This window comes from Nissabacter archeti (genome assembly GCF_018257325.1).
Classification (GTDB): Bacteria; Pseudomonadota; Gammaproteobacteria; order Enterobacterales; family Enterobacteriaceae; genus Chimaeribacter; species Chimaeribacter arupi.
This window is the reverse complement of sequence record NZ_JAERKB010000002.1, coordinates 333,597-349,447: the sequence shown is the minus strand read 5'-3', so window position 1 is coordinate 349,447 and position 15,851 is coordinate 333,597. Positions and strand designations below refer to the sequence as shown.

The window sequence follows — 15,851 nt, the reverse complement described above, 5'->3', positions numbered from 1 at the left end:
TTAATTATGCTGATTGCACCCTCTGCAGGCACTACCCCTTAACGGAGTTTTGAACACTATGTCAGCCAAACACCCGGTCATTGCCGTCACCGGCTCCAGCGGAGCCGGTACCACCACCACCAGCCTGGCATTTCGTAAAATTTTCCAGGAGCTGAACCTCCATGCCGCCGAACTGGAGGGCGACAGCTTCCACCGCTACACCCGGCCGGAAATGGACATGGCAATCCGCAAGGCACGCGACCTGGGGCGGCACATCAGTTACTTCGGCCCGGAAGCCAATGATTTCGGCCTGCTGGAACAATCGTTTATCCAATACGGGAAAGACGGCACCGGCCGCTCACGCAAATACCTGCACACCTATGACGAAGCGGTGCCTTACAACCAGGTGCCGGGTACGTTTACCCCGTGGCACCCGCTGCCGGAAGAGACGGACGTGCTGTTTTATGAGGGGCTGCACGGCGGCGTGGTCACGGAGTTGCATGACGTCGCCCAGCATGTTGACCTGCTGGTGGGCGTGGTACCGATCGTGAACCTGGAGTGGATCCAGAAACTGATCCGCGATACCAGCGAGCGCGGCCATTCGCGTGAAGCGGTCATGGATTCGGTAGTGCGATCGATGGAGGATTACATCAATTACATCACGCCGCAGTTCTCCCGCACCCACATCAACTTCCAGCGTGTGCCCACTGTTGACACGTCCAACCCCTTTGCCGCCAAAGCGATCCCCTCCCTGGACGAGAGTTTTGTGGTGATCCACTTCCGCGGGCTGGATTCTATCGACTTCCCTTACCTGCTGGCGATGCTTCAGGGATCATTTATTTCGCACATCAACACGCTGGTGGTGCCGGGCGGAAAAATGGGGCTGGCGATGGAGTTAATCATGGGGCCGCTGGTACAGCGGTTGCTGGAAGGGAAGAAAATCATCTGAGGCCGGGCGGCGCAAGAGCCGCCCGGTCAGATTACCCGACAGCGATAATTTCAAAACTGTGGGTGACCGCGGCGGCCTTACCCAGCATCAGCGAGACGGAGCAGTATTTCTCCGCTGACAGATTCACCGCACGCTCCACGGCTTTCTCCGTCAGCCCTTTGCCGGTCACCACAAAATGCAGATTGATCTCCGTAAAGGTGCGCGGTGCCTCGTCACGGCGCGCCGACGTCAGGCGCACTTCGCAATCCCGCACATCATTGCGCCCTTTTTGCAGAATAGAAACCACATCAATGGCGCTGCAGCCGCCCACCGACATCAGCACCATTTCCATCGGGCTTGGCGCTTTATCACCGGCATTGCCGTCCATCAGAACCTGGTGGCCTGAGGCGGATTCGCCCATAAACGTCAGCCCTTCAACCCACTTAACCCGTGCCTGCATACGTCATTCTCCGGTTATTTTCTTAAAACAGCCTACCTTGCCGTACTAAAACAGGCAATCAGGCCGATCTTCATCATGCTGAAGCGAGACAACAGAAGACACCCGGTTCTGGCTGTGATAAAACAAACCCGAAACAAAATGTTCTGTATGGAGCAAGGTCAGGTTTTTAACGGAGCGGCGGGGCTGCCCGATGGTTCCTTTTTGGCCGTTACCTTGCAACATTATCAGACAGTTAATACTCTACAATAATGCATCTCTTTTTAAGAACGCCGTACAGGGAACTCTGAGCCCTGTGATTTTGGGCAGCGATTACAACAGAGGATAAAAGCAAATGGTTCTCGGCAAACCGCAAACAGACCCTACTCTCGAATGGTTCCTGTCTCATTGTCATATTCATAAATACCCTTCCAAAAGTACGCTGATTCACCAGGGTGAAAAAGCCGAAACGCTCTACTACATCGTAAAAGGCTCGGTCGCCGTGCTGATTAAAGATGAAGAGGGCAAAGAGATGATCCTCTCTTACCTCAACCAGGGGGATTTCATCGGTGAACTTGGCCTGTTCGAAGAGGGCCAGGAGCGCAGCGCGTGGGTACGCGCCAAAACAGCCTGTGAAGTGGCGGAGATTTCCTACAAAAAATTCCGTCAGCTGATCCAGGTTAACCCGGATATTCTGATGCGCCTCTCCTCGCAGATGGCGCGCCGCCTGCAGGTCACGTCAGAGAAAGTCGGCAATTTAGCGTTCCTGGACGTGACCGGCCGGATCGCGCAAACCTTGCTGAACCTGGCCAAGCAGCCGGATGCCATGACGCACCCGGATGGTATGCAGATCAAAATCACCCGTCAGGAAATTGGCCAGATTGTGGGATGCTCCCGCGAAACGGTTGGCCGTATCCTAAAAATGCTGGAAGATCAGAACCTGATCTCCGCCCACGGTAAGACGATTGTCGTTTACGGCACCCGTTAACCTCTCGTAAAAACGGCGCATACGCGGCCCGCCCGCGCTGCGCCGTTGTCTTTGTGAGCACCCATGTGGCGTAGGCTTATCTACCATCCTGAGGTCAATTACGCGCTCAGACAAACGCTGGTACTTTGTCTGCCGGCGGCGATTGCCCTGCTGTTCGGCCAGCTGCAAACCGGCCTGCTGTTCTCCCTGGTCCCTGCCTGCTGCAACATCGCCGGCCTCGATACCCCGCACAAACGTTACTTCAAACGGCTGGCCATCGGCGGCACCCTGTTCGCGGTGTGCAGCCTCGTGCTGCAATTGCTGCTGCTCTATGCCCACTGGCCGCTGCCGCTGATCATGCTGACGCTGGCGCTGCTGCTCGGCGTGACCGGGGAGATAAGCCCGCTGCACGGCCGCCTGCTGAACGGTACCCTGGTGGCGGCCATTTTCACCCTGAGCATGGCCGGGACGGCACCGCTGTGGCAGGCACCGGGCCTGTTTGTGCTCGGGACAGTCTGGTACGGGCTGTTTACCTGGGGCTGGTTCCGCCTGTGGAAAGAGCAGCCGATGCGCGAAAACTTAAGCCTGCTCTACCGTGAACTGGGGGAATATCTGGAGGCGAAATACAGCCTGCTGACCCAGCATACTGACCCGGAAACCGCGCTGCCGCCGCTGCTGAAACGCCAGCAGAAAGTGATGGAGCTTATCGTCCAGAGCTACCAGCAGCTGCACATGCTTTCCAGTGAAAATAACCCGCACAATAAACAGCTGTTCCGCACCTTCCAGGTGGCGCTGGATCTGCAAGAGCACATTACCGTCAGCCTCCATCAGCCGGAAGAGGTGCAGAAGCTGGTGGCGCAGAGCCAGGCAGAAGCGATAATCCGCCGCAATGCGGAAGTGATCGCCCAGCGGCTGCGGATGGTGGCGGACGACATCCTCTACCATCGCCGCCCCGGGCCGTTCGCGATGGACAAAGAGCTGCAGGCGCTGGAGAAGCTCGCCAACCGTTACCAGGACAACCCGGTCGGCCGCTTCTGCTATTACCACTTCAGCCGTATCGCCCGCCTGTTGCAGACCCAGCGCCCGCTTTACCGCCGTGATCTGATGGCGGCCCAGAACCGCCTGCCGTTCTGGCCGGCGCTGCGCCGCTATCTGTCGTGGAAATCGATGTCACTGCGCAATGCGGCGCGCGTGGGAGTGATGCTGGCGACCGGCAGTACCCTCGGCCTGTTCTTTGACCTGCCCAAACCTTATTGGATTTTGCTGACCGCCCTGCTGGTCATTCAGAACGGTTATAACGCCACCCGCGTGCGCATCCAGCACCGGGCAGTCGGCACGCTGGCCGGGCTGGTGATTGCCGCCGGGGTGCTGCACCTGCAATTGCACCAGGGCATTATGCTGGGCCTGATGGTGCTGATTATGCTGCCCTCCTATCTGGTACTGCGCAAAAACTATGGGCTGGCGATGGTCGGGCTGACCGTCACCGCCGTGTACACCCTGCAACTGGTGACGCAGAACGGCATTAATTTCCTGATCCCCCGCCTGGTGGATACCCTGCTCGGCTGCGGGCTGGCGCTGGGCAGCACCATATGGCTCTGGCCGCAATGGCAGAGCGGATTGCTGCGGGAAAATGCCTACCAGGCGCTGGAAGCCGATCAGGAGGCCATCCGCCTGCTGTTGCAGGAAAACCCTGACCCGGCGAAGCTGGCCTATACGCGCGTAATGGCCAACCAGGCACATAACACGCTGTACACCTCGCTGAATCAGGCGATGCAGGAGCCGGGCTTTAACTCCCGCTACCTGGCGGACATGCGCCTGTGGGTGATGCACAGCCAGTCGATTGTGGAACACCTCAACGCGATGACGATCCTGGCGCGTGAGCATGACATGCTGTCGGCAGAACGCGCGCAGGCGTATCTGGAAACCAGCGAAATCGCCATTCAGAGCTGTCAGCAGCGGCTGATGTATGACGGCCCGGCTGAGGGCAGCCAGAACCAGCGCCCGCTGTTCCGCGCACCGGAGAGCGAGCCTGACATGCCGGTCACCGAGATGGAGCGCCATCTGCAACGTATCATCTCCCACCTCAGCGTGATGAATACCATTTCATCGCTGGCCTGGCCGCAGCGCCCGCACCACGGCATCTGGCTCAGCCGCCACCTGAAACAGGACAAAAAAAACCGCCCGGAGGCGGTTACACAAGACGAAGAGACCGCTACGCGCTAATGACGGTGGCGATCGCTTTCTCCAGCCGGGCCATGCCCTCTTTGATATCGTCAAACTCAATCACCAGGGACGGCGCAAGGCGCATCACATCCGGCCCGGCGTTCAGCAGCATCAGCCCATGCGCCGCGGCCGCCATCAGAATATCGCGTGCTTTGCCGCGGTACGCGTCATTGAGTTCAGCGCCGATCAGCAGCCCCATGCCGCGCACCTCTTTGAACACCTGATATTTCTGGTTAATGGCCTCAAGTGCCTGCAGGAAATGCTGGCGGCGCTCCTCAATCCCTGCCAGCACCGCCGGGGTGTTGATGGTATCCAGCGCCGCTTCAGCCACCGCACAGGCCAGCGGGTTGCCGCCATAGGTGGTGCCGTGGGTGCCGACCGTCATCGCCGAGGCGATTTCATGGGTGGTCAGCATCGCGCTGACCGGGAACCCGCCGCCCAGCGCTTTGGCGGTGGTCAGGATGTCAGGCGTCACGCCGTAATTCATGTAGCTGAACAGCTTGCCGCTGCGGCCCATGCCGCTCTGCACCTCGTCAAACACCAGCAGGGCCTGATGCTCGTCACACAACGCACGCAGCCCCTGTAAGAAGGCCGGGTCGGCCGGGGTGACCCCGCCCTCGCCCTGGATTGGCTCAACCACAATGGCGCAGGTATGGTCATCGATCACTGCTTTCACGGCATCAAGATCGTTATACGGCACATGGACGATGTCTGCCGGCTTCGGGCCGAAGCCATCGGAGTATTTCGGCTGGCCGCCGACCGACACGGTAAACAGCGTGCGGCCGTGGAAAGCGTTATGGAACGCGATGATTTTGCTTTTGTAGGGGCTGTGGCGATGGGAGGCGTAATAACGCGCCAATTTGAACGCGGCTTCATTGGCCTCGGCGCCGGAGTTGGCAAAAAACACGCGCTCTGCAAACGTGGCATCAATCAGCTTTTGCGCCAGCCGCAGCGCCGGTTCATTGGTAAAGACGTTGCTGACATGCCACAGGGTTTCCCCCTGCTGTTGCAGGGCGGCCACCAGCGCCGGGTGGCAGTGGCCGAGCGCCGTCACCGCGATGCCGCCGGCGAAATCTACGTACTCTTTGCCCTGCTGATCCCAGACGCGGCTGCCTTTGCCTTTTACCGGGATAAACTGCGCCGGTGCATAAACAGGCAAAATTACCTGATCAAAGGTGTCGCGCCCTACTGCTGCTTTATCTGTCATACCGCTCTCCATCTGCCGTTAGATCAGCCGGCACGAGCTTCGCCCGCGTCAACATGTGAAATTATAATCACGAAATATGCATAATAAATCACACTCAGGCAACCTGAAAGGCCACTGTATAGAAAAATAACCGCGCGTTTTACCCAGGCGGAACATTACAGCTGAAGAAAATTATCCAGCAGCTGTAATCCTTGTTCACTCAGGATGCTTTCAGGATGGAACTGCACGCCTTCCAGCGGCAGGCTGCGATGGCGGATGCCCATAATTTCATCCCGCGCACCATCACGGGTTGTCCAGGCGGTCACGCTGAAACAGTCCGGCAGGCTGTCCGGGTCAATCACCAGGGAATGGTAGCGCGTTACCGTCAGCGGCTGATTAAGTTGCCGGAATACACCTTGCCCGTCATGCGTAATCTGCGAGGTTTTCCCGTGCATCACCTGGCGCGCCCGCACGATCTTCGCCCCAAAACTCTGCGCCATCGCCTGATGCCCCAGGCAGACGCCCAGAATCGGTAATTTCCCGGCAAAATGGCGGATCGCTGTGAGCGAAATCCCGGCTTCATCCGGCGTGCACGGCCCCGGTGAGATCACCAGCCGTTCAGGCGCCATCTGCTCAATCATTGTCAGGGTCAGGTGATCGTTACGGACAACCTGTACCTCTGCCCCAAGCTGGCAGAAATATTGGTACAGGTTATAGGTGAAGGAGTCGTAGTTATCTATCAGCAACAGCATAAGTCATTCCGGCAAACTATCTCCGGGCAATTCTACGCATTTTCGCCGGGTTCACTCACGACTTTATTGAAGATGGCCGTCAGCGCCGTGAGGTCGCCAAAGGCAGCCTTTTCATTGGCGTCCACCCAGGCGGCATGATCGGTCTGCGACCAGTCGATCACATACCCGGCGTGAATCACCAGTTGCTCAAAGAAGATGCGTTGCGCACGGCCATTCCCTTCACGGAACGGGTGCAGCACATTCAGCTCACAATAGTAATAGGCCAGGCGCTCCACCAGCGTGTCACGCGGCAGATCCGCCAGGTAATCCTCATCTTCCAGCGCCTGCATCAGCGCATTGCCCTCTTTTTCGATATAGGCAAAGTGGCAGAAACGCGTGTCTTGTTTGTAGATATCCATCTCACGCAGCTCACCGGCCCAGGCGTAGAGATCCTGAAACAGGGCCTGATGGATGGCACACAAGTGCGGCAACCCACACTCACGCGGGCCAAGCTCAATGGTGGCGGCCCGCAGCGGTGTCAGCGCCAGCTCCGCTTCACGCAAGGTGGCCGCTTTACGGATGCCCAGCTTATTTTTCAGCACCTGTGAGTTGGCATACAGATAGGGATCGGCCCCGTCACCAAACTTATCGTTCATACTTTGCCCTCACCTGCTCAAGCTGTGCCAGCGCCTGCTCCGCAGAGAGCGCAACGGCTTCTACCTGATAGCCATCAAGCGCCATGCTCGCCTGGAAATTGGCATTTCGGTGTTGCTGAAACAGTTTCTCTTTCTGTTTCTGCGTCATTTTCTTCGCCACAGCAGACCTCCTTTTGGGCGGGTGATGCCTCCGGTAATAGCAGGACAATGCCTGCCGGTATGCGGCTAAGTATAGACAGTGGTATCGGGGGAAGCGGGCCGGAAGAAAGGATTATCGCGAGGCGGGCGTATCAGGCCGGCGTGATGGCCGGCCTGACAGCAGGTTACGGCAGAACTTTGGCGGACTGGATAACGATCGGTTTGGACGGCACATTCTGGTACGGGCCGACGTTCTCGCTTTTCACCTGCGAGATCTTATCTACCACGTCCATGCCTTTGACGACCTTACCAAAAACGGCGTAGCCGAAATCACGCTGGCCGTGATCCAGGAAGGCGTTGTCCGCAACGTTGATAAAGAACTGGCTGGTGGCGCTGTCTTTATCGGCAGTACGGGCCATTGCGAGGGTACCGCGCAGGTTACGCAGGCCGTTGTCCGCTTCGTTTTTGATCGGCGCGTTGGTGATTTTTTGCTGCATATCCGCGGTAAAGCCACCACCCTGCACCATAAAGCCAGGGATCACGCGATGGAAAATGGTGTTGTTATAGTAGCCACTCTGGACGTAATCGATAAAATTCTTTACGGAAACCGGGGCTTTCTGACTATCCAGCTCCAGCTCAATATTTCCCGCTGACGTGGTAAGCATGACATGTGTCTCTGCCGCGGCCAGGGCCGCCGGGGACAATGCCGTCAGGGAAAACAGCGTGGCCAGGGCCACCATAGTACGTTTGAACATGAACGGGTTCCTTTCTCCGGATACAAACAACACAAACGCCTTGATTCTAAAGAGGCTCCCCTACCCGCGCCAGCGCTTTACCTATATTTACTTTAACAAACGTGCAGGCCGGGCTACCGGGTAGGATGGAAGGTCACATTCACACGGCATTTTCCTGCAAACGCCTGTGATTTTTAGCGTTATGTCTGCCCTTCAAGGCGTTACGGCTACAGTGTACCGGGATGAAACCCGTGAAACCCGACAGACTTTTGCGCTTTATTGCATTCATTACACTTGAACTACGATATACGTCACAAATTATTACATGCCCTGTGTTACGATTCTGCGCTTCACGCCTGACCCTTCAGGCGGATTGCCAGTTCACACCCCCATACTTATGTTCAACTGACAACCAGGCACGTCTATGACTAACAGCAATCGAATCAGGCTCACATGGATTAGTTTCTTCTCTTACGCGCTTACCGGCGCGTTGGTGATCGTCACCGGGATGGTGATGGGCAATATCGCGCAGTACTTCAACCTGCCGATTTCCAGCATGAGTAACACCTTTACCTTCTTAAACGCCGGGATCCTGGTCTCTATTTTCCTTAACGCCTGGCTGATGGAAATCATCGCCCTGAAGCGCCAGCTGGTCTTTGGTTTCTTCCTGATGCTGATTGCCATTGTCGGCCTGATGAACAGCCACAGCCTGGCGGTATTCTCCGGCTGCATGTTCATTCTCGGTGTGGTCAGCGGCATCACGATGTCGATCGGCACCTTCCTGATTACCCATTTGTATGAAGGCCGTCAGCGCGGTTCACGCCTGCTGTTTACCGACTCCTTCTTCAGCATGGCCGGTACGCTGTTCCCGATCATCGCGGCCGCCCTGCTGGCACGCAGCATTGCCTGGTACTGGGTGTATGCCTGCATCGGCGTGCTCTATATCGCCATCTTCATCCTGACGCTGATGTCTGACTTCCCGAAACTGGGCAACGACGCACCGAAAGCGGCGCAGTCAGTGAAAAAAGAGAAATGGGGCATTGGTGTGCTGTTCCTGTCAGTGGCCGCACTGTGCTACATCCTTGGCCAGCTGGGCTTTATCCAGTGGGTGCCGACCTATGCCGCCAAACAGTTCAATATGGACATCACGCAGGCGGGCAGCCTGGTCAGTAACTTCTGGACGGCGTATATGGTCGGCATGTGGGTATTCAGCGCCGTGCTGCGTTTCTTCGACCTGCAACGCATTGTCACTATTCTGGCTGCGGCCTCGACCCTGCTGATGTACCTGTTTATCAGCACCTCTGATGCCGCGATGCTGCACTATTACATTCTGGGCCTGGGCTTTGTTTCCAGCGCGATTTACACCACGCTGATTACCCTTGGCTCGCAGCAGACCAAAGTCTCGTCACCGAAGCTGGTGAACTTTATCCTGACCTGCGGCACCGTCGGCACCATGCTGACCTTTGTGGTTACCGGCCCGATTGTGGCGAAAAGCGGTGAACACGCAGCGCTGGCCACCGCCAATGGCCTTTACCTGGTGGTGTTCGTAATGTGCCTGCTGTTGGGCTTCGTGACCAAACACCGGATGCACAGCCACGCAGCCGATGCGGCCCACTGATTTCCTGTCAGATTGACCCCAGGGTGCCCTTGCGGCACCCTTTTTTATGCCTGCGCCCCCGGGTTTCCGGCACAAAAAAACCGCCCGCAGGCGGTTTTTTTACAGCGTCAGGATTATGGCTGCGCCACAAAGCCTACTGCATCATAAACCTTTTTCAGGGTCTCCTGCGCACGGGCGCGGGCTTTGGCTGCACCATCACGCATGATCTGCTGCAACAGCGCCTCATCATTGCGGAAATGGTGGTAGCGTGCCTGCAGGTCAGTCAGCATACCGGACACCGCATCCGCCACCGCACCTTTCAGGTGGCCATACATCAGCCCCTCAAATTCCGGCTCCAGCTCGGCCACCGGTTTGCCGGTCACGCCTGACAGGATATCCAGCAGGTTGGACACACCCGCTTTGTTGGCAACGTCATAGCGTACCACCGGCGGCTCATCAGAGTCCGTCATGGCGCGTTTGATCTTCTTCGCCACCGCTTTCGGGTCTTCCAGCAGGCCAATCACGTTGTTGCGGTTTTCGTCCGACTTGGACATTTTTTTGGTCGGTTCCTGCAATGACATCACGCGCGCGCCGGATTTCGGGATAAACGGCTCCGGCACCTTGAAGACATCGCCATACAGGGCATTGAAACGGGCCGCCACGTCACGGCTCAGCTCCAGGTGCTGTTTCTGGTCTTCGCCCACCGGCACCTGATTGGTCTGGTAAAGCAGGATATCCGCCGCCATCAGCACCGGGTAACTGAACAGACCGGCATTGATGTTTTCCGCGTAACGGGAGGATTTATCCTTGAACTGCGTCATGCGGCTCAGCTCACCGAAATAGGTGTAGCAGTTCAGCACCCAGCTCAGCTGCGTATGCTCCGGCACATGCGACTGAACAAAGATGGTGCTTTTTTGCGGGTCAATGCCGCAGGCCAGGTAGAGCGCCAGCGTATCCAGCGTGGCTTTACGCAGCTTTTCCGCATCCTGACGCACGGTGATGGCATGGAGATCAACGATGCAGTAAATGCACTCAAACTCATCCTGCATCGTGACCCACTGACGCAGCGCACCCATGTAGTTACCAATGGTCAATTCACCAGACGGCTGCGCACCGCTAAATACAATGGGCTTACTCATTTTATGCTTCCTGATTCTTAAAGGATGACAGCCCAAGAGTGGGCAACAAGTCGGCAAAACGATCTATGGCTTGATCGGGCTGACTGAGCGCGATCGCCTCACCGTAGTTATAACCGTAGGTCAGGGCGATTGACGGGCAACCGGCTGCCTGTGCGGCCTGAATATCGTTACGCGAATCGCCGACAAACGCCATTTCGCCGGCCCGCATCCCCAGTTTGCCCAGCATCAGATAGAGCGGTGCCGGGTGCGGCTTCTTCACCACCACATCATCACCGCCGATGATCAGTGAGAAATACTCAGCAATGCCCAGGGCACTCAGCAGCGGTGCAACAAACGGCGTCGGCTTATTGGTGATAATGCCCATCGGCAGAGCGTGGCGGGCCAGTTGCGCCAGGGTATCGCGCACTTCCGGGAAAAGCTGGCTGCCGTGTTCCACGGTCTGGGCATAGAAGTGATCAAAGCGTGCACGCATCGCGGCGCGGCCGGGCAGGGTTGCGCCCTCACTTTCCGCCTGCGCCCACGCCAGCGCGCGTTCTACCAGCACATCAGCACCGTTGCCGATCCAGGTGCTTACCCGCGCCTCACCGGCCTGCGGTAACCCTGCTTCCGCCAGCGCCAGGTCAATGGCCTGCGCCAGCCCCGGCGCGCTGTGCACCAGCGTGCCGTCGAGATCAAATGCCAGCGCGCGGATCGCGCTGAAATCAGCCACGTGAAACCTTCGCCAGTTCGTCACGCATCTGGTCGATTACCGTGCGGTAGTCCGGCGCATTGAAAATGGCTGAACCGGCCACGAACATGTCGGCGCCTGCCGCGGCAATTTCGCCGATGTTTTCCACTTTCACCCCGCCATCCACTTCCAGCCGGATGTCATAGCCGCTTTCGTCAATGCGCTGACGCACCTGGCGCAGTTTGTCCAGGGTGTGCGGAATAAAGGACTGGCCGCCAAAGCCGGGGTTTACCGACATCAGCAGAATCACGTCCAGCTTGTCCATGACGTAATCGAGGTAACTCAGGGGAGTCGCCGGGTTAAAGACCAGGCCGGCTTTGCAGCCGTGGCTTTTGATCAGTTGCAGTGTGCGGTCAATATGCTCGGAGGCTTCCGGGTGGAAAGAGATGTAACTGGCCCCGGCTTCCGCGAAATCCGGCACCAGCCGGTCTACCGGTTTCACCATCAGGTGAACGTCAATCGGTGCGGTAATCCCATAATCACGCAGCGCTTTGCACACCGCAGGGCCAATGGTCAGGTTCGGGACATAGTGGTTGTCCATGACATCGAAGTGCACCACGTCCGCGCCTGCCGCCAGTACACGGGCGGTATCGTCACCCAGGCGGGCAAAGTCTGCCGACAGAATAGACGGCGCAATCAAAAATTGTTTCATCCGCATCTCCAAACGGTAAGGGTTAGTCAGCCTCAGGATCACGGACCGCGACCGGCCAGCGCCATCCTCAGCGTCTATACAGTGCCAAAAGCTCGTCCACTTTGCTACGCCCGAACGCATTGCTGCTGATGGTGCGGCGCACCTGAACCACGTGCATTTCGGCCGCCTGCTGATACCAGTCACGCGTCAGCGCCGTGTCATGGTTGGAAATCAGCACCGGGATCCGGCGTTCAGACGAAAGCAGCGATGCGAGGCGTGCCAGCTCCTGCTGATCGGCCATGCCGAAACCATTGGTATGGTAAGCCGTGAAATTCGAGGTTGCAGAAAGCGGTGCATAAGGCGGATCGCAATACACCACTGCGCCGGGGGCGGCGTTGGTCAACGTTTGCTGGTAAGTCTCACAGACAAAGGTGGCGTTTTGCGCTTTTTCGGCAAACCAATAGAGCTCATCGTACGGGAAATAGGGCCGCTTATAGCGCCCAAACGGCACATTGAACTCACCGCTCAGGTTGTAACGGCAGAGGCCGTTGTAACAGTGGCGGTTGAGATAAAGGAAAAGGGTTGCCCGCTCGTAAGGATCGCGGCTCAGGTTGAACGCCGTCCGCAGGGTGTAGAACGCCTCGGCGTTGTTGTAAGACTCGCTGAATAACAGGCGCGCATCACGTACAAAGTCATCCGTGCGGGTTTTAACGATGTTATACAGGTTAATCAGATCACTGTTGATGTCAGCCAGTACATAGGCATCATAATCCGTGTTGAGAAACACAGAACCTGCACCAACAAAGGGTTCGATCAGGCAGTCACCTGCAGGCAGGTGGCGTTTGATCTCCTCAATAAGGGGATATTTGCCACCGGCCCATTTTAAAAATGCGCGGTTTTTCTTCATGCCGTCGTTTAGCTACTTATACAATTCAGAGCCGCGGATTGTACTCTAGTTTCAGACAGCACATCAGCGCACAACTAAGGTTTATTTCTTCAGGTCCTGCTGTACCTGACGTACAGGTTTGACCCACGGTTTTTTGGCCTGCACCTCTGCCGGCAGCCGGCTGATCGCCTGTTTTGCTTCTGCTGATGACGCATAGTTGCCGCTCACCAGCACAAACCACGGTTTCCCGTCACGGCTGGTCTGGTAGACCTGATAGTTGGTCAGTTTTTGCTGGCGGGCAAAAGCATTCAGTGAATCCGCACGGGATGCGCTGCTCAGTTGCAGGGTGTAATGGCTGGCAGGGGCATTCCGCAAAGCGCTGCCGCTGCTGCCTGAGGCAGCCGGGGCCGTACGGGCCGGGGCAGCAGGTGCAGTTTTCACCGGGGCTTTATGCGGCGTAGCGGCATGGGTTTCCGTACGCGTCTGTGGGGCAGCCGGTTTTACCGCCGCCGGGCGCGGTGCCTGAACAGCGGACGGCGAAAGCGTTGCCGGCGCGGTTGGCAAGGTAGAGGTGCCCTCCCCGCCCATCATCTCCTGGGAAGCGGTATCCACCTGGCTCTGCTGCTGGGAAAGCGCATCCGTCATGTTGCCGGGCAGATCAAGGCGTTGCTGGCCGGTGGCCGGCTGGGCCGGGGCGGCTTGCGTCGGGGTGTCAGAAATCGGCGGCACGCTGATGTCCTGCGGCTGGCCCGCCGCCGGCGCATTGGCCGCAGCAGATGCCGGGGCACTCTCATTATTGCCGGACAAATTGATATCTTTCGGTGCATTGCTCTGCTGGCTGGCTTCCTGCGGGGTTGGCGCTTTTAAGGCAGAACCAATGCCGAGGATCAGCAGCAACAGCACCAGAATCCCGATGGCGATCATCAGGTGCTGGCGCGAAATGGCAAATCGGGGAGCGGAGGAGCGGGAGGCGGAGCGCCGGCGTGCAGGGCGGCGATCGCTGGTATCCGGTTTCAGGTCGTCTTCGGGTCTTAACTCATCCATCGTCATCCTCCAACTCAGAGGTAAAGCCTGCACCGCATGGGGTGCCGGCTGATTAACCTGTGTGCATCATTATAGAACCGGCCACCAATACAGCGCCGGGGTAAAAGTCAGGGTCACGCCCCGACCCGACAATCATCAATTGAGGCCAGCACCAGCTCATGCGGTACGCCGCTGCGCACTTCCGATTGGCCGATGGCCGTAGGCAGCACCAGGCGCAATTCGCCGGCCAGCACTTTTTTATCACGCAGCATATGGGGAAGATAGGCGGCGGCCGCCATTTCCTGCGGGCCGTTAACCGGCAGGTTGGCGCGTTGTAACAGCGCCTTGAGGCGTGCCACGTCTTCCTCACTGAACTGGCCGAGACGGCGTGCGGTATGCGCTGCCATCATCATGCCTGCCGCGACGGCCTCGCCGTGCAGCCAGTTGCCGTAACCCATTTCTGCTTCAATGGCATGGCCATAAGTATGGCCTAAATTCAGCAGGGCACGCTGACCGTTTTCACGCTCATCCGCCGCCACAACCTGGGCTTTCAGCTCGCAACAGCGACGGATGCAGTACGCCAGCGCCGTCATATCCAGCGCCATCAGGGCATGAATATTCTGTTCCAGCCAGACGAAGAACTCCGCGTCGAGAATCACGCCATATTTGATGACTTCCGCCAGACCTGACGACAGCTCACGCGGCGGCAGGGTTTGCAGGCAGTCAAGATCGACAATCACAGACACCGGCTGGTAAAACGCGCCGATCATGTTTTTGCCGAGGGGATGGTTGACGGCCGTTTTGCCGCCGACTGAGGAGTCAACCTGCGCCAGCAGCGTGGTGGGCACCTGAATGAAGCGCACACCACGCTGATAGCAAGCGGCAGCGAAACCGGTCAGGTCACCGATGACGCCGCCGCCGAGGGCAATAAGGGTGGTATCACGGCCGTGGGGTTTCTCCAGCAATGCGGAGAAAACCTGTTCCAGCACCGCGAGCGATTTGAACTGCTCGCCGTCCGGCAGGATAACGTGGTCAACACGCACGCCTGCCAGCTCCAGCACTGAACGCACCTTATCCAGATAGAGCGGGGCCAGGGTCTGGTTGGTTACCAGCATGGCCTGCTCACCGGCTTTCAGCGGGATAAAAGAAGCCGGATCGTTAAACAATCCGGCAGCAATCGTGATGGGGTAACTGCGATCCCCTAACGTTACGGTAATCTTCTCCATGTCGCGCTCAGTGACCTTTTTGACGTTTACCTGCTGTTAACCTGCACCCTCAGAGATGACGGGAATGAATCAATTGCTTTCCAGCATGTTGATGATCTGGTTAGCCACGACTTTGGCGCTTTGATCATCGGTGCGGATGGTGACATCAGCAATCTCTTCGTACAACGGATTGCGCTCTTTCGCCAGCGCTTCGAGCACTTCACGCGGCGGCGCATCAACTTGCAGCAGCGGACGTTTTTTATCGCGCTGGGTACGGGCAAGCTGTTTTTCGATGGTGGTTTCCAGATAGACGACAACGCCGCGCGCGGACAAACGGTTACGGGTTTCACGTGATTTCACTGAACCTCCGCCTGTCGCCAGCACAATGCCCTGTTTTTCCGTTAACTCATTAATGATTTTTTCTTCGCGATCGCGGAAACCTTCTTCGCCTTCCACGTCGAATACCCAGCCCACATCAGCTCCGGTGCGTCGCTCAATTTCTTGATCGGAGTCGAAAAACTCCATATTGAGTTGCTGAGCTAACTGACGGCCAATAGTGCTTTTGCCGGCACCCATAGGCCCAACCAGAAAGATATTGCGTTTCTCTGCCATGTTTTTCGGTATTACTAAGACAATTCGTTAATGATAACCCGCCCCGCCAATCA

Annotated in this window: 17 protein-coding genes; 4 read left to right on the top strand and 13 right to left on the bottom strand. The window is 57.5% G+C overall.

Annotation, left to right across the window (positions count from 1 at the left end; all coding sequences use genetic code 11):
• Nucleotides 1–58 precede the first annotated feature (58 nt).
• Complete coding sequence (locus tag JK232_RS04305; protein WP_072927435.1) at nucleotides 59–928, top strand: phosphoribulokinase; 870 nt, start codon at nucleotides 59–61, stop codon at nucleotides 926–928.
• Nucleotides 929–959: 31 nt separating this feature from the next.
• Here the strand turns inward: JK232_RS04305 and JK232_RS04300 are convergent, their stop codons facing one another.
• On the bottom strand, nucleotides 960–1,367 hold the full coding sequence (locus JK232_RS04300) for an OsmC family protein (protein ID WP_101827736.1): 408 nt from the start codon (nucleotides 1,365–1,367) through the stop codon (nucleotides 960–962).
• A 331-nt stretch (nucleotides 1,368–1,698) separates the two neighbouring features.
• On the opposite strand from JK232_RS04300, the gene crp reads away from it, so the two are divergent.
• Together crp and JK232_RS04290 are read left to right on the top strand one after the other, a co-directional pair.
• Complete coding sequence (gene crp, locus JK232_RS04295) at nucleotides 1,699–2,331, top strand: cAMP-activated global transcriptional regulator CRP (RefSeq protein ID WP_000242758.1); 633 nt, start codon at nucleotides 1,699–1,701, stop codon at nucleotides 2,329–2,331.
• Between the two features lie 63 nt (nucleotides 2,332–2,394).
• The gene (locus JK232_RS04290) at nucleotides 2,395–4,533 is read left to right on the top strand and encodes a YccS/YhfK family putative transporter (protein ID WP_072927439.1); all 2,139 of its coding nucleotides are present in this window, start codon (nucleotides 2,395–2,397) and stop codon (nucleotides 4,531–4,533) included.
• Here JK232_RS04290 and argD read toward each other — a convergent pair.
• The 5 genes from argD to ppiA all read right to left on the bottom strand — a co-directional run bounded on the left by argD (nucleotide 4,523) and on the right by ppiA (nucleotide 7,999).
• Entirely contained in the window at nucleotides 4,523–5,740 is a 1,218-nt protein-coding gene (gene argD, locus JK232_RS04285) for a bifunctional acetylornithine/succinyldiaminopimelate transaminase (RefSeq protein ID WP_212588861.1), read from the bottom strand. The two genes, JK232_RS04290 and argD, sit on opposite strands and share 11 nt — an antisense overlap.
• Before the next feature lie 155 nt (nucleotides 5,741–5,895).
• Complete coding sequence (locus tag JK232_RS04280; protein ID WP_101827739.1) at nucleotides 5,896–6,471, bottom strand: aminodeoxychorismate synthase component II; 576 nt, start codon at nucleotides 6,469–6,471, stop codon at nucleotides 5,896–5,898.
• A gap of 32 nt (nucleotides 6,472–6,503) precedes the next feature.
• The gene (locus JK232_RS04275) at nucleotides 6,504–7,106 is read right to left on the bottom strand and encodes a putative adenosine monophosphate-protein transferase Fic (protein ID WP_072927444.1); all 603 of its coding nucleotides are present in this window, start codon (nucleotides 7,104–7,106) and stop codon (nucleotides 6,504–6,506) included.
• The gene (locus tag JK232_RS04270) at nucleotides 7,096–7,266 is read right to left on the bottom strand and encodes a YhfG family protein (RefSeq protein WP_072927445.1); all 171 of its coding nucleotides are present in this window, start codon (nucleotides 7,264–7,266) and stop codon (nucleotides 7,096–7,098) included. The genes JK232_RS04275 and JK232_RS04270 overlap by 11 nt, the downstream gene beginning before the upstream one ends.
• 163 nt (nucleotides 7,267–7,429) lie before the next feature.
• Nucleotides 7,430–7,999 (bottom strand): peptidylprolyl isomerase A, encoded by a 570-nt coding sequence (gene ppiA / locus JK232_RS04265; RefSeq protein ID WP_072927447.1) that lies wholly within the window; start codon nucleotides 7,997–7,999, stop codon nucleotides 7,430–7,432.
• Between the two features lie 403 nt (nucleotides 8,000–8,402).
• Between ppiA and tsgA the strand changes: the two genes are divergently transcribed.
• On the top strand, nucleotides 8,403–9,596 hold the full coding sequence (gene tsgA / locus JK232_RS04260; protein ID WP_101827740.1) for an MFS transporter TsgA: 1,194 nt from the start codon (nucleotides 8,403–8,405) through the stop codon (nucleotides 9,594–9,596).
• Nucleotides 9,597–9,709: 113 nt separating this feature from the next.
• Here tsgA and trpS read toward each other — a convergent pair whose 3' ends face one another.
• The 7 genes from trpS to aroK form a co-directional block, all read right to left on the bottom strand.
• Nucleotides 9,710–10,714 carry a tryptophan--tRNA ligase gene (gene trpS, locus JK232_RS04255; protein WP_072927450.1) on the bottom strand — a complete coding sequence of 335 codons (1,005 nt, stop codon included), beginning with the start codon at nucleotides 10,712–10,714 and terminating at the stop codon, nucleotides 9,710–9,712.
• A gap of 1 nt (nucleotide 10,715) precedes the next feature.
• Nucleotides 10,716–11,423, bottom strand: a complete 708-nt coding sequence (locus tag JK232_RS04250; protein WP_101827741.1) for a phosphoglycolate phosphatase — start codon at nucleotides 11,421–11,423, stop codon at nucleotides 10,716–10,718.
• Nucleotides 11,416–12,093 (bottom strand): ribulose-phosphate 3-epimerase, encoded by a 678-nt coding sequence (rpe, locus tag JK232_RS04245; protein ID WP_072927453.1) that lies wholly within the window; start codon nucleotides 12,091–12,093, stop codon nucleotides 11,416–11,418. Before rpe ends, JK232_RS04250 begins: the two co-directional genes overlap by 8 nt.
• 67 nt (nucleotides 12,094–12,160) lie before the next feature.
• Nucleotides 12,161–12,979 (bottom strand): adenine-specific DNA-methyltransferase, encoded by an 819-nt coding sequence (gene dam / locus JK232_RS04240; protein ID WP_072927455.1) that lies wholly within the window; start codon nucleotides 12,977–12,979, stop codon nucleotides 12,161–12,163.
• A gap of 81 nt (nucleotides 12,980–13,060) precedes the next feature.
• On the bottom strand, nucleotides 13,061–14,002 hold the full coding sequence (locus JK232_RS04235) for an SPOR domain-containing protein (RefSeq protein ID WP_072927457.1): 942 nt from the start codon (nucleotides 14,000–14,002) through the stop codon (nucleotides 13,061–13,063).
• 113 nt (nucleotides 14,003–14,115) lie between these two features.
• A complete protein-coding gene (gene aroB / locus JK232_RS04230; RefSeq protein ID WP_072927458.1) occupies nucleotides 14,116–15,207 on the bottom strand; it encodes a 3-dehydroquinate synthase in 1,092 nt (363 codons plus the stop codon).
• Nucleotides 15,208–15,276: 69 nt separating this feature from the next.
• Nucleotides 15,277–15,798: a shikimate kinase AroK gene (gene aroK, locus JK232_RS04225; protein WP_072927460.1), complete on the bottom strand. Its 522-nt coding sequence runs from the start codon at nucleotides 15,796–15,798 to the stop codon at nucleotides 15,277–15,279.
• Between the last annotated feature and the right edge of the window lie 53 nt (nucleotides 15,799–15,851).